Origin of the sequence: Serratia sp. C2(1), assembly GCF_036352655.1 — a bacterium.
Taxonomy (GTDB): Bacteria; Pseudomonadota; Gammaproteobacteria; order Enterobacterales; family Enterobacteriaceae; genus Serratia; species Serratia inhibens.
In genome coordinates this window covers 2,411,254-2,425,375 of the sequence record NZ_JAZFBA010000001.1, presented here as the reverse complement: position 1 = coordinate 2,425,375, position 14,122 = coordinate 2,411,254, and the positions used below count along the sequence as shown (strand labels likewise).

The following is a 14,122-nucleotide window of genomic DNA, read 5'->3' as shown; positions in this document are numbered from 1 at the left end:
AGCAATACTCGCTTGCACATCTGGCGGGTCTGTCATCATTTATTGATCAACTTGATTATTGGATACAAGTTAATCAACCTGAGTTACAAATTTGGGGATCTGACCCAGAGGAGGGATACGTGAAAATTTGGCCAGGGATCATTGCCGCCACGCTGCTTGCCGGTTGCCAAACCGCACCGCAGGGTACCACCGTCGATCGCGGTGGCTACCAGCTTGAAACTCTGCATCAGGCGCAAGGCGCCGACCAGCGCATCCGTTTTCTGGTGATGCACTACACCGCAGAAGATTTCCATTCTTCGTTAAAAACGCTGACGGATGAACATGTCAGCGCACATTACCTGCTGCCGGCGCATCCGCTGCGCGAACAGGGCAAACCTGTTGCCTTTCAACTGGTGCCGGAAGCGTTGCGCGCGTGGCACGCCGGGGCCAGCTATTGGCGCGGTCGCACCAGCCTGAATGACACCTCGATAGGCATTGAGATCGTCAATCGCGGGTTCAGCCGCAGCATGCTGTTTACCCATTGGCAGCCGTATACGCCCGAGCAAATCGCGCTGTTGATCCCGCTAAGCCGGGATATCATTCAGCGCTACGGCATCCAGCCGACCGATGTGGTGGGGCACAGCGATATAGCGCCGCAACGCAAGCAAGACCCCGGCCCGCTCTTTCCCTGGCAGCAACTGGCGGAGGCGGGGATCGGCGCCTGGCCGGACGCGGCAGAGGTGCAAAGGCGATTGGCGGGGCGTGACCGCCATGCGGCGGTGCCGTTGGCGCCGCTGCTGGAAAAATTGGCGCGCTACGGGTATGGCGTCGATGCGCAGTGGGATGCGCGGCAGCAGCGAAACCTGCTGGCGGCGTTCCAGATGCACTTCCGGCCCAGCGATTTTCGCGGTGAGCCGGATGCGGAAAGCGAGGCGATTGTCGATGCGTTGCTGCAGAAGTACGGTGCGGCGCGTTGATTACAGGCCGTACAGCTTGCCGTGTTCTTTCAGCCAGCGGGCGGTGCGGGTAATGCCTTCATCCAGCGAGACAATCGGCTGATAATTCAGTTCCTGTTGCGCGCGAGTGGTATCCAACGTCAGATCAAAATTGAGCTTGGCGACGCCATAATGGGTGAGCACCGGCTCTTTCTCACTCTTACTGCCGAGCTTCTCCATGCCGCGCGCCATCATATCCAGCATCGGGTAGGGCACCGAGCGGATCCGGCATTTCATGCCCAGTTCGTCGATCAACTGTTGCACCACGCTGCGCAACGGGCGCGCTTGTTGGTTGGTGATGTTGTAGGCGCGCCCGGACGGCGTATCCTCCTTCTGGGTCGCCAGCCACATGGCGTGCACCGCGTTTTCCAGATAGGTCATATCCACCAGCGCTTCACCGCCGCGCGGCAGCAGCAGGTTGCCGTAATGCTTAATCATCTGCAGCAGGCGCGGCAACATCACTTTGTCGTGAGGGCCAAACAGCCCCTGAGGACGCAGGATGGTGAAGTGGGTCTGCGGGTTGGACAGCGCCAGTTGCTGGATCACCTGTTCGCCGGCGGCCTTGCTGCGCGCGAACTCGTTGGCATAGCGCGCCGGCCGGAAATCTTCGGTAATGTTGCGATGGTGATGGTAATCGAAGTAAATCGCCGGTGAAGAGATATGGATAAACTGCGAAACGCCATAGGCCGCCGCCCATTCGCCCAAGCGACGGGTGGCACGCACGTTCGCCAGCTCAAACGCCTCTTCGGTACCCCAGGGGGAGGTAAAACTGGAGCAGTGCCACAGCACGTCCACCTCGGCCAGCATCGCTTTGGCCTGCGATGAGATCAGGTTGGTGAGATCGGCATGAATGAATTCCGCGCCCATTTTTTCCAGCAAACTGCCCATGGCCTGATTACGGCCGGTGGCGCGTACTTTTATGCCCTGGCGGCGGAGATATTCAACGGCGTTACGGCCTAACCCACTGGTTGCACCGGTGACCAATACCTTCATAACGAACTCTATTCTCGCCAAAAATCAGAATGCTGAAGGCCGTCAGCGGCACCCCAGCAAATAAGATGCCATTCTTCCGTGATTTCGTGCGCTATGCAATCGGAAAGGGCTTAACCGCAGCTGCAAACTGTGCGGTTGATCGACAAATGAGCATCAGGCTGTGCCGCGGGTTACGGCCGATTGCATTCGTGTTCTTCGGCCAGCTTCGCAATACGCTGCGCCATGCCGCGAAAAATGAACAAGTGGGCGGGCATCATGGCGAACCAGTACAGCAACCCGCTGAAACCGGCGGGGTGCCACCAGGCGCGCACATCAAGGCTGCGGCGATCGCCGTGATCTTTGATCGTGAAGGTTAAACGGCCCAGGCCAGGCGCTTTCATGCCGAACAAGAGCGCCAGTTGACTCTGTGGTTTGAGGGTGATCACTTTCCAGCCGTCAACCAGATCGCCCACCGCCAGCGTATCGCGCTCTGGGCGGCCATACACCACACGATTGCCGAGCATATCGTCCATGCGGGCGCGGATCTGCCACAGGAGATTGGCATAGAAATACCCCTCTTTGCCGCCCAGTTGCTGCACCACGTGCCACAACGCCTGGCTGGACGCCTGGGTTTCCAGCGTGCAGCCCGCCTGCTTGGGATAGAAACCGTAACCCGGCCGCCAGCGTGCCCGCGCCTCCGGATCGTAGCCCCAGTCGGCAGAGTCGACCACCTCCTTCTCGCGGCGCAGGGTTTCGCGTACCGCCTCATCGAATGTCTGCAATGTTTGCGGGATCAGCGCCTGCAGCGGTTTGCCGTCGGCGGGCAAGTCGTGGTTCAGGCCCTGAATCAGCGCGGCGGCGATGGGGGTGGGCACCGAAGTAATCAGGCTGACGAACCACACTGAAATAAAGCGCGTGGGCAGGGGGATCGGGATCAGCCAACGCTTTTTGCCGCTGATGCGGATGAAACGCTCAAACAGGGTCTGGTAGCTGATGTATTCCGGGCCGGCGATGTCAAAAATGCGGTTTTCTTCCGCCGGATGCGCCAGCAGATCGGCCAGATACATCAGCAGGTTTTCCAGCGCCACCGGTGAAGATTTAGAGCGCACCCAACGCGGCGGCGTCAGCACCGGCAGGTTATAGACCATATCGCGCATCACTTCGAACGCTGCCGAACCGGGGCCGACGATAATGCCGGCGCGCAATTCGGTGACCGGGATACCGCTTTGGCGCAGGATTTCCCCGGTCAGCTTGCGCGCCACCAGGTGCGGCGAACTGTCGCCTGCCGGTTGCAAGGCACCCAGAAAAATCACCTGTTTGACGGCGGAACTGCGCAGCGCGTCACGCAGGTTTTCCGCCGCCTGGCGTTCCTTTTCAATAAAGTCGTCGCCATCGCCCATGCCGTGGATCAGATAATAAACGGCATCTCTATCCCACAGCGCGGCAGCCAGGGTTTCCGGGCGGTAAACGTCGACATAGTGGCAGTCGACCTGCGGCCAGTTCTGTTCCTGCAGCCATTCCAGACGGCGTGCGGCGGCGGTAATGGTATGTCCCTGTTCGATCAGATGAGGGATCAGGTTCTGGCCAATGTAGCCGCTGGCTCCGAGAACCAATACGCGTTGGGGTGTCATCAGCGCTGCCTTATGCAGTGAAAGTCGGTGACAGAATGCCAAATCGGGCGTTTAAATGCACTTTTTGTGTGGTTATGAGGGAGTTGCATCTGCCAACCGGCGGGGTCACACTACGCGCCGTTTGCCTGCGATAAGACGGATGATATGAAACTGAATGCTGTTTGTTATGCCCTGTTGGGTCTGGCTTTAATCGCCAGCCTGTTTTTCCTGCATCCGCTGGGAATGTGGTGGCTGTTGGCCAACCTGCTGACGTTGTTGGTGTACGGCGCGGATAAGTTTGCTGCACGCAAGGGCTGGCAACGGGTGCCGGAAAGCACCTTGCTGGTGTTTGGGCTGGTGGGGGGCTGGATCGGTGCGATAGTCGCACAGCAGCTGTTTCGTCATAAAACCCAGAAACAGCCGTTCAAAACCTGGTTTATCCTCAGCGTAGTGCTGAACCTGGTGGCGACGCTGGGGATCTGGTACTGGGTGTACGGCCGCTGGATTATCTGAAGGCGGGGCGCAGTGGCGCCCCGTCCAAGCCAGGATTCAGGCATGCTGCCGGAGGAACTCCCGCCATAAATCGACGACTTGCTGCAGGTCCTGACGGCTGACGTCGAGATGGGTCAGAATGCGCGTCAGCGGACCGCTGCTGATCAGCACGCCACGCTCTCGCATCCACGGCCCCAGCTTTGCCGCCAGATCTGGCGTTTGGCGCAGGTACAGCACGTTGGTTTGCGCGCCCGGTTCGGCAATCTCCACGCCCATTCCCTGCAATTGCTGTTCCAGCCATTTGGCGTTGTCGTGGTCATCGCGCAGCCGTTCGACGTTATGCTCCAGCGCATACAAACCCGCCGCCGCCAGAATACCGGCTTGGCGCAGACCGCCGCCGGTCATTTTGCGCCAGCGCAGGGCGCGCTGAATAAAGGCTTCACTGCCGCACAGCAGCGAACCTACCGGCGCGCCCAGCCCTTTCGACAGGCAGATGGTGAAGGTGTCGCAGTATTGCACAATCTCTTTCAGCGGCAGGTTCAGCGCGACGGCGGCATTGAAGATGCGCGCGCCGTCGATGTGCAGCGCCAATTGATGCTCGCGGGTGAAGCGCCAGGCCTGTTGCAGGTACTCCTGCGGCAGCACGCGGCCGCTGATGGTGTTTTCCAGGCTCAGCAGACGGGTTCTGGCGAAGTGAATGTCATCGGGTTTGATGGCCGCCGCGACCTTGTCCAGCGACAGGGTGCCGTCCGGGTTCGCCTCAATCGGCTGCGGCTGGATACTGCCGAGCACCGCTGCGCCGCCGGCCTCGTATTTATAGTTATGCGCCTGCTGGCCGACAATATATTCGTCGCCGCGCTGACAGTGACTCAACAGCGCCACCAGGTTGGCCTGGGTGCCGCTCGGCAGAAACAGCGCCGCTTCCTTGCCTGACAGGCGAACCGCTTCCGCCTCCAGCGCGTTTACCGTGGGATCATCGCCATAGACGTCATCGCCCACTTCGGCCTGCGCCATGGCTTGGCGCATCGCGGTGCAGGGGCGGGTCACGGTGTCACTGCGTAAATCGATAAGCATACAACTCCTCAGCATCAATCCGGAAAATGGCTTCCATCATAGCCGGATTATCGCGTGGCAAAAGCGGAAAATGGCAGGCGCAGCGGTTGCCGCGCCCGCAGAGGATCAGCGCAACCAGTTGGTTTTCGCCAGTTCGACCACTTCGTCACCACGGCCGTTGATAATGGCGCGCAGCATATACAGACTGAAGCCTTTGGCCTGTTCGAATTTGATCTGCGGCGGCATCGCCAGTTCCTGTTTGGCGGTTACCACGTCCAGCAGCGCCGGGCCAGGGTGAGCCAGCATTTCTTGCAGCGCAGCGTCCAGATCCGAAGCCTTCTCAACGCGAATGCCCTTGATGCCGGCGGCGTTGGCAATCGCCGCAAAATCCGGGTTGTGCAGATCGGTGCCGTCGGTCAGATAACCGCCGGCCTTCATTTCCATGGCCACAAAACCCAGTACGCTGTTGTTGAAGATCACAATCTTGACCGGCAATTTCAACTGGGTCAGCGACAGGAAATCCCCCATCAGCATGGTAAAACCGCCGTCGCCGCACAGGGCGATCACCTGCTTGCCCGGCTCGGTGGCCTGTGCACCTATTGCTTGCGGCATGGCATTGGCCATCGATCCATGGTTGAACGAGCCCAGCAAACGGCGTTTGCCGTTCATTTTCAGGTAGCGTGCCGCCCACACCGTCGGTGTGCCGACGTCGCAGGTGAAAATGGCGTCATCGTTGGCGTATTGGCTGATTTGCTGCGCCAGATACTGCGGGTGGATCGGCTGATCGTCATTGGCGGTCGCCAGCCCGTCGAGATCCTTGCGCGCAGTGCGGTAGTGCTCCAGCGCCTTGTCAAGAAACGCGCGGTCGCTCTTCGGCTTCAGCTGCGGCAGCAGGGCGGTGAGGGTGGTGTGGATATCGCCCACCAGCGCCATGTTGACCGGGCAATGCGCACCGATGCTGCCGGGGTCGATGTCGATCTGAATGATGTTGGCGTTGGTTGGGTAGAACGCGCGGTACGGGAACTGGGTGCCGAGCAGCACCAGGGTATCGGCGTTCATCATCGCGTGGTAGCCGGACGAAAAGCCGATCAACCCGGTCATGCCGACGCTGTACGGGTTGTCCCATTCGATATGCTCTTTACCGCGCAGCGCGTGCACCACCGGCGCTTGCAGCAGCTCGGCCAGCCTGACGACTTCGTCATGCGAGCCGGCGCAGCCGCTGCCGCACATCAGCGTGATGTTCTTGGCCTGATTCAGTATGGCCGCCAGCTTGTTCAGTTCGCTCATCGGCGGTTGAACCAGCGGCAGCGCCGGCGTATGCCATACCATGCCGGCGTCTTCCGGCGCCATGCGCAGCGCCACGTCGCCCGGCAGCACGATCACCGACACGCCGCGATTGAGGATCGCCTTACGCATGGCAATTTCCAGCACCCGCGGCAGTTGTTCCGGATTGGAGACCAGTTCACAGTAATGGCTGCATTCACGGAACAGTTCTTGCGGGTGGGTTTCCTGGAAATAACCGCTGCCGATTTCGCTGGAGGGAATATGCGCGGCAATCGCCAATACCGGCACGTGGTTGCGATGGCAATCGAACAGGCCGTTGATCAGGTGCAGGTTGCCCGGGCCGCAGGAGCCGGCGCAAACCGCCAACTGGCCGGTGAGCTGGGCTTCTGCGCCGGCGGCAAACGCGGCCACCTCTTCGTGGCGTGTGCCCAGCCATTCGATGGTGCCCATGCGGTGCAGGCTGTCGCTAAGGCCATTGAGCGAATCGCCGGTGACGCCCCAAATGCGTTTCACGCCGGCCTGCTCAAGCGTTTTGGCGACCAGTGTGGCTACGGTTTGCTTCATAATTCCCCCAAGCGTTGTAAAGGCTCCCTCATCTTTCACGCCACAGCGTTGTTGGCTGCAACTTGAAATCCAGTGGGCATGAATCATTAAGGCTTTTTTAGCGTCAGATGAATGTAATAAAACGCACGGAACAGGGGAAAGTGTAGAAGGGGAAGGTGAAGCCTGCTTGCCGATAAATGCCCCATCGGCGAGATGGGGCTATGACCGTCAGGCGAGGGTAACGTCACCCTGCAGTTGGCAACTGCAAGCCAGTACATACCCTTGGGCGATCTCGGCCGGGGTGAGCGTCATGCTGCTGGTGGTGGTGTAATCACCGTCGAGGATACGGGTTTTGCACGAGCCGCAGACCCCGGCGCGGCAGGCGGCGTTAACCGGCAGCGCGTGGGCCTCCATCGCTGCCAGCAGCGTGCTGCCGACCGGTACGCGGAACTCGCGCAGCGGCCGGGCGACGCGCAGCGTTAATCCTTCACCTTGCCCGGCGTCCGTTTCCGGCGGCGTATGGAACTGTTCTTTGTGGAAGCGGGTTGCCGGTACGGCAAGCTGGCGGCAAAACTGCTCCGCTTGCGTCATATAAGGCGCCGGACCGCAGGTCATCACCCTACGTTCGGCGATATCCGGCACGGCCTGGCGCAACGTCTCTAACGTTATCCGTCCGCTGAGGTAACCCGGTTGCGCATGCTGTTCGGCCATCAGCGTCAGTTGCAGTTGCGGATGCGCGGCGCACAACTCGCGCCATTGTTCGGCAAAAATCGTATCGGCAGGAGTGTGTACGTTAAAGATCACGGCAATATCGCAGGCTGGACGGTTGGCGACCAGCCAGCGGCACATGGAGATAATCGGTGTAACGCCACAGCCGGCCGCCAGCATCAGGTAACGATCGGCCGGGTGGCGTTCGCAACTGAACTCTCCCTGCGCATCGGACAGCCACAGGGTATTGCCGGGTTTGACCTCCTGCGTCAGCCAGCGCGAACCCGCGCCGTCCGGCAGGCAGCGTACGCTGATGCTGAGAAAGCGGCTTTGGCCGGGCGAAGAAGAGAGCGTATAGGCGCGCAGCGTTTCTTCCGTATTGCGGATGCTGACCAGCGCAAACTGGCCGGCCTGATAAGGGTAAAAAACGTCGCAGATCAGGTCCAGCGTCCAGACATCGGCAGTTTCTTGCCGGATCGCGTGCACCTGCATGCGGTTGGGGCAAAGGGGGCTGGGTTGGGTCATGGAGCACCTCAAAGGCAAAGGGGCCGGCATGGGCGCGGCCCCGAAAAACAACGGCATTAGCCGAGCAGGGCTTGCAGGTCCTGCTCAACGGTGGTGATTGGGCGCATGCCGAACTTGTCGTAAAGGATCGCCATCAGGTTGTCGGTCAGGAAGCCTGGTGCGGTCGGGCCGGTGACGATGTTTTTTACCCCCAGCGACAGCAGCGTCAGCAGGATGACGATCGCCTTTTGCTCAAACCAAGACAGCACCAGGCTGAGAGGCAGTTCGTTGACCGTACAGCCAAGCGTCTCGGACAGTTTCACCGCCAGCATGATGGCGGAATAGGCGTCGTTGCACTGGCCGACGTCCAGCAGACGTGGCAGGCCTTCCAGTGTGCCGAAGTCCAGCTTGTTGAAGCGGTATTTGCCGCAGGCCAGCGTCATGATCAGGCAATCTTGCGGTACGCTGCGGGCGAAATCGGTGAAATAGCTGCGCTCATCGCGGCTACCGTCACAACCGCCGACCAGGAACACGTGACGCAGTTTCTTCTGCGCCACCAGATTGATCACCGTATCGGCGGCGTTGAGCAGCGTCTGGCGGCCAAAGCCGACGGTGATCATATGTTCGATCTCGGTATAAGGGAAACCGTTCATACCCTGTGCCTGGGCAATCACGCGGGCGAAGTCGTCCCCTTCCAGATGGTTAACGCCTGGCCAGCCGACGATGCTGCGCGTCCAGATACGATCGCCGTAGTTGCCGACGTTAGGATCGATAATGCAGTTGGAGGTCATCAGGATGGGGCCGGGGAATTTGGCGAACTCGATCTGCTGGTTCTGCCAGCCGCTGCCGTAATTGCCTACCAGATGTTTGAATTTTTTCAGCTCGGGATAGCCGTGCGCCGGCAGCATTTCACCGTGGGTATAGACATTAACGCCCTGGCCCTCGGTTTGCTCCAGCAGCATGCGCAGATCTTTCAGATCGTGGCCGGAGATCAGAATCGCTTTGCCCGCCACCGGGCGGACATTCACCGCAGTGGGGATCGGATCGCCATAGGCCTGAGTTTCACCGCGATCGAGGATCGCCATCACGTTGAAGTTCATTTTGCCGATACCCATGGCATTGTTCAGCAGAGTATCCACGTCGCGCGGCTGGGTGCCGAGCCAGGCCATAAAGGCGTGATAATCGGCATAGATTTGGTCGTCGAACTGGCCCAGCACGTGGGCGTGTTCCATATAGGCCGCTGCGCCTTTCAGGCCGTACAGGCACAGCATGCGCAGGCCATGAACGTCATCGCCCACTTCGGTTTTGTCGGTGTTGAGGGCGAACTGTGCCGCCTGCCGCAACAGCGTCGACATGTCGGCACCGTCAAGTTGCAGACTGGCCAGCGGATGATCGACGCGCGCGCCGGCATCCAGCAGCCGGCAGCGTGTGGCCAGCGAGTCACGCAGGAGCAGAGTTTCCCGCGCGTAACCGATGATGCGTTCAGAATCGAAGTTAACGTTGGTCAGCGTAGAGAAGAAGGCGCGTGGGGCAAAGCTGTCGATATCATGATCGATAATCCCGAGCGAGCGAGCCTGCAGCGCCCAGGCGGACAACCCCTGCAACGCCGCCACCAGCAGATCTTGCAGATCGGAGGTTTCAGCCGTTTTGCCGCACATGCCCTGAGCATACGAGCAGCCGTTGCCTGCCGGGGTTCGGATGGTTTGTTCACATTGCACACAGAACATAATCGCTTCCTTTTTAAAGTTGCATTTATAATGCTTGTTTATGAGCATAGATCGGCAACCGGGGCTTAAAAAGGCTTTTGTGAGGTTACTGCGGGTAAGTTTGATTTAGCGCAATTTTACTCTGCGGATGGGAATTATTACGTTTTCCGGGGGCAGAGCCCCCGGAAGCGATCAGGAGAACAAGGCAATCAGCACCGGCGCCAGAAGGCTCAGCAGGAAACCGTGCACGATCGCCGGCGGCACCATCTCCAGCCCACCGCTGCGTTGCAACACCGGCAGGGTGAAATCCATCGAGGTGGCTCCGCACAGCCCCAGCGCCGAGGAGCGGCTGCGGCGTACCAGGGTAGGGATCAGCATAATCGCCACCAACTCGCGCGCCAGATCGTTGAAGAAGGCCGCGCTGCCCAGTACCGGGCCATAGGCGTCGGTGATCAGAATGCCGGAAAGCGAATACCAGCCGAAACCGGAGGCCATCGCCAGCCCGGCTTTGATCGGCAGCCCCAGCAACTGTGCCGCCAGCGCGCCACCGGCCAGTGCACTGATCGTCACCACCACCGCCACTATCATGCCGCGTCGGTTAATCACGATTTGACGCAGCGTCATGCCGCTGTTGCGCAGTTGGATGCCCACCAGCAGCAACAGGAAAATCAACGCGTATTCACTGCCCTTTCCGGCAAACTGCAACCACGGCCACTGCGTCAGGCCGAGCAGGAAGCCACCGAGTACCACACCGCACAGCTTGAGCGACTCCAACGCCATATGCAGGCGTGAAGGCAGCTTTTCTTGTTTATGGCTGTTGCGCCACGGCATTTTACGCTCCAACAGCGCCAGCATCAGCAAGCTGGCGGCTAAAATACACAGGAAAAACACCGCTGCGTACTGGAATATCAGCAACAGATTGCTGCTCAGATCCTCCAGAAACGCCAGGCTGATGCCCATGAAAAACAGGATGACGTATACCATCCAGCTCAACAGGCGATTGATGGCTTGCAGTAATGTGCGGCTGCGTAAGGGGATGAGGTAACCGGCAATCAGCGGTAACAGAATAATCAACAGTCCTGAATACATGGTGAAGCTTACGTCCTTTGTTCGGGAGGCGGTGCGCGGATAACCGGCAAGGCCCACACGCTAACCAAAACGATGGCCGGAGTAAAGCGGCAGATTTGACGCAGTCTGCTTGACCTGCAAGGGGTTTTTTGACCATGCTCTGGGAAGGTCGCCTTCATTGAGGACGGTGACGGCGCGCACGGGAGGCGGCAGATGTTCTTAGAGCGTATCGAGATTGTAGGTTTCCGCGGCATTAATCGGCTGTCCCTGATGCTGGATGACAACACGCTGCTGCTCGGCGAAAACGCCTGGGGTAAATCCAGCCTGCTGGACGCGCTGACCCTGCTGTTGGCGCCGGAGCAAAAGCTCTACCGTTTTGAAGTGCACGACTTTCATTTCCCTCCCGGCGAAGAAGCGGCCAAAGAGCGGTATTTGCAGGTGGTGTTTACCTTTTGCGAGAAAGACCGCGGCCATTCTCATCTCCCCCGTTACCGCCACCTGTCGCCGCTGTGGGTCAAGGGCGATGATAATTTGAACCGTATTTACTACCGTTGCGAAGGCGAGTTGGCCGATGACGATACGGTGTGCACCTGGCGCAGTTTTTTGGACGCCGAGGGCAATGCGATGCAACTGCACCATATTGAACAGCTGGCGCACGCCATTATCCGTATACACCCGGTATTGCGTTTGCGCGATGCGCGTTTTATTCGTCGCCTGCGGCCCAGCACGCTCAATGACGAGCACCCTGCGGATAATCAGGCGCTGGCCCGGCAGTTGGATCAGCTGACGCGCGAACTGGTGCGCAATCCGCAAAAGCTGACCAATGGCGAATTGCGGCAGGGGCTGGCGGCGATGCAGCAACTGCTGGAACACTACTTCGCTGAGCAGGGATCGCAGGTGGCGCGCCCGCGCAGCCACCGTTTGGATCAAGATCAGGACCAGCAGGCGTGGCGCTCGCTGGACAGCATCAACCGGATGGTCGCTGAACCGAACAGCCGCAGCATGCGGCTGATTTTGCTGGGCATGTTTTCTACGCTGTTACAGGCCAAGGGCAACGTCAAGTTGGATCCGCACGCCCGGCCGTTACTGTTGGTGGAGGACCCGGAAACCCGGCTGCACCCGATCATGCTGTCGGTAGCCTGGGGGCTGCTCAATCAGCTGCCGTTGCAACGCATCACCACCACCAATTCCAGCGAACTGGTGTCGCTGGTGCCGGTGGAGCAGGTTTGTCGGCTGGTGCGCGAGTCGGGGCGGGTTGCCACTTACCGTCTCGGCCCGCGCGGGTTGGGGCCGGAAGACGGGCGGCGCATCGCTTTTCATATTCGTTTTAACCGGCCGTCATCGTTGTTTGCCCGCTGTTGGTTGTTGGTGGAAGGCGAGACCGAGGTTTGGCTGTTGAGTGAGCTGGCGCGCCAATGCGGCTATCACTTTGAGGCGGAAGGGGTGCGGGTGATTGAATTCGCGCAGTGCGGCCTGAAGCCGCTGTTGAGATTTGCCCGGCGCATGGGCATTGAATGGCATGCGCTGGTGGACGGCGACGAGGCCGGAAAGAAATACGCCAACACCGTGCGCAGTTTGCTGGATAACCACGGCGACAGCGAGCGTGACCGCCTGACTGCGCTGCCGGCGCCGGATATGGAGCACTTTATGTTCCGCGAGGGGTTCAGCCCGGTCTATCACCGCGTCGCCTCTGTGCCGATCAATGCTCAGATGCCGATACGCAAGGTGATCCTGAAGGCGGTGCATCACTCTTCGAAACCCGATCTGGCTATTGAAGTAGCGATGCAGGCCGGCGAATGGGGCACCGATTCCGTGCCGCCACTGCTGAAGAAAATGTTCTCGCGCGTGATCTGGCTGGCGCGCGGGCGGGCGGATTAGGCGCCCGGCACTCTTATCGGGGGCTGAAATGTTCAGCCATTCCCTGTTCCAATTCATCCAGCAATTGATAACGGCGGCGGTATTCTGCCCGTTTCTTGCTGACCACCTCATCGATCGGTTTGCGCGCGATGCGTTCCGGCAGCAGGAAGTAACCGCTGTCGAGCATCTTGCCGCCCATTGAGCGCCAGAACTGATCGTAATCGGCGTGCAGTTGGTCTTTCTTTTTACTGTGATAACGCCAGTTTTGATAGATATGGGTAGCATTGCCCACTGCCACTATTTGGCGGATGCCCAGATGATGCGCCAGCGTGCAAATGCCTTCCAGCACCAGCCGTTTCGGAAACAGCCCGTGGCATTCTTTGGTGGCGAGCTGGATTTCCGCGTGCGGCACCTGGTGGTTGGCTCCCTGCAAACCGCCGATGAACAGCGTCGGCTGTTGCTGATAGTGCATCAGCGCAAAGGTGATTTCCGCCAGCATAATGCCGGCGGCATTACGCAGCAGCAGGGTAGTTTCCCCTTCTTTGTTCAGGTGATCGATGGCTGACAGTTCCAGCGAAACCGGTTCGCCGTTTTTGCCGGTGACGCTGGCCAGCACGAAAGGTTTATTCAGGTGACCGATCCGCATTTTCAGCGGCATGCGCTGTGCGCTGAGATCATAGTGATCGCGCAGGGCGAACAGGCACTCGATCTTGTTCATGTTTGCCGCCAGATAGGGGCGATGCAGTTTGCAGGGCAGATTGGGCTGAGCGTTCAGAATCTCATCCAGCAGGGGATTGGACGCCAGCGTATTCAGCAGAGCACCGGTAGTGTGCCAGCTAAACAGCGAGCGGCCGATAAACTTCAGCCGGAATGAGGCTTTCTTCCAGGCTTTACTCGGCGCCATATCGCCATTGATCAGCGCCGTCATCAGTTGCCAGCCGTTGAGCGGGCGTGCAGATACGAGTGGATAGCTGAGCTGAGACATGATGAAATCCTTGGCAGTATTGAATGGCGCTATTTCAGCAAGCTTTCGCTAAACGGGAGTTCAATGCCCAACTGTAACCAAGGATGTCTCCACATTGTGTTGAGCTAATGTTTAGTTACTCCGCACTGTGCGCGGCAATGTAGCCTCTCTTCCGCCCAAAATGCCCCTTGCGCAAAACAGTACCCGTAAAATTGCAGGACATGCCGGGGATAACCTTATCTGTTCCTGTAAGTTACCCTGAACTGTTTGCTCTTAATTCTGCCTTAATGCGTGCATAGATAGGGACGGTTATAATCCCGTTCAACTTGCTATGGGCATGATGAATAGCGGATCCAAACCGGGTAAGATGCCGGAAAAACTTTCTGG

11 protein-coding genes are annotated in these 14,122 nt (G+C 59.2%); 3 read left to right on the top strand and 8 right to left on the bottom strand.

Annotated elements, in window-relative coordinates; all coding sequences use genetic code 11:
• The first annotated feature begins 119 nt into the window (after window positions 1-119).
• Entirely contained in the window at window positions 120-956 is an 837-nt protein-coding gene (locus tag V2S86_RS11345) for an N-acetylmuramoyl-L-alanine amidase (RefSeq protein ID WP_330762485.1), read from the top strand.
• Here the strand turns inward: V2S86_RS11345 and V2S86_RS11340 are convergent, their stop codons facing one another.
• Both V2S86_RS11340 and V2S86_RS11335 read right to left on the bottom strand, forming a co-directional pair.
• On the bottom strand, window positions 957-1,967 hold the full coding sequence (locus V2S86_RS11340) for an NAD-dependent epimerase/dehydratase family protein (RefSeq protein ID WP_006320882.1): 1,011 nt from the start codon (window positions 1,965-1,967) through the stop codon (window positions 957-959).
• 170 nt (window positions 1,968-2,137) lie between these two features.
• Complete coding sequence (locus tag V2S86_RS11335; RefSeq protein WP_330762484.1) at window positions 2,138-3,577, bottom strand: DUF2867 domain-containing protein; 1,440 nt, start codon at window positions 3,575-3,577, stop codon at window positions 2,138-2,140.
• Between the two features lie 144 nt (window positions 3,578-3,721).
• Between V2S86_RS11335 and V2S86_RS11330 the strand changes: the two genes are divergently transcribed.
• Entirely contained in the window at window positions 3,722-4,069 is a 348-nt protein-coding gene (locus V2S86_RS11330) for a DUF1294 domain-containing protein (RefSeq protein ID WP_330762483.1), read from the top strand.
• 36 nt (window positions 4,070-4,105) lie between these two features.
• On the opposite strand, the gene ltaE is transcribed toward V2S86_RS11330, so the two are convergent.
• The 5 genes from ltaE to V2S86_RS11305 all read right to left on the bottom strand — a co-directional run bounded on the left by ltaE (window position 4,106) and on the right by V2S86_RS11305 (window position 10,935).
• Window positions 4,106-5,122 (bottom strand): low-specificity L-threonine aldolase, encoded by a 1,017-nt coding sequence (gene ltaE, locus V2S86_RS11325; protein ID WP_330762482.1) that lies wholly within the window; start codon window positions 5,120-5,122, stop codon window positions 4,106-4,108.
• A gap of 105 nt (window positions 5,123-5,227) precedes the next feature.
• Entirely contained in the window at window positions 5,228-6,949 is a 1,722-nt protein-coding gene (poxB, locus tag V2S86_RS11320) for a ubiquinone-dependent pyruvate dehydrogenase (protein WP_330762481.1), read from the bottom strand.
• 207 nt (window positions 6,950-7,156) lie between these two features.
• Window positions 7,157-8,161 carry an NADH oxidoreductase gene (hcr, locus tag V2S86_RS11315; protein ID WP_330762480.1) on the bottom strand — a complete coding sequence of 335 codons (1,005 nt, stop codon included), beginning with the start codon at window positions 8,159-8,161 and terminating at the stop codon, window positions 7,157-7,159.
• Window positions 8,162-8,217: 56 nt separating this feature from the next.
• Complete coding sequence (hcp, locus tag V2S86_RS11310; protein ID WP_330762479.1) at window positions 8,218-9,867, bottom strand: hydroxylamine reductase; 1,650 nt, start codon at window positions 9,865-9,867, stop codon at window positions 8,218-8,220.
• Between the two features lie 171 nt (window positions 9,868-10,038).
• Window positions 10,039-10,935 (bottom strand): lysine exporter LysO family protein, encoded by an 897-nt coding sequence (locus tag V2S86_RS11305; RefSeq protein WP_330762478.1) that lies wholly within the window; start codon window positions 10,933-10,935, stop codon window positions 10,039-10,041.
• Between the two features lie 192 nt (window positions 10,936-11,127).
• Here V2S86_RS11305 and V2S86_RS11300 point away from each other — a divergent pair, with 192 nt between their 5' ends.
• The gene (locus V2S86_RS11300) at window positions 11,128-12,792 is read left to right on the top strand and encodes an ATP-dependent endonuclease (protein ID WP_330762477.1); all 1,665 of its coding nucleotides are present in this window, start codon (window positions 11,128-11,130) and stop codon (window positions 12,790-12,792) included.
• Between the two features lie 13 nt (window positions 12,793-12,805).
• On the opposite strand, the gene V2S86_RS11295 is transcribed toward V2S86_RS11300, so the two are convergent.
• Window positions 12,806-13,756 (bottom strand): VirK/YbjX family protein, encoded by a 951-nt coding sequence (locus V2S86_RS11295; protein ID WP_330762476.1) that lies wholly within the window; start codon window positions 13,754-13,756, stop codon window positions 12,806-12,808.
• Between the last annotated feature and the right edge of the window lie 366 nt (window positions 13,757-14,122).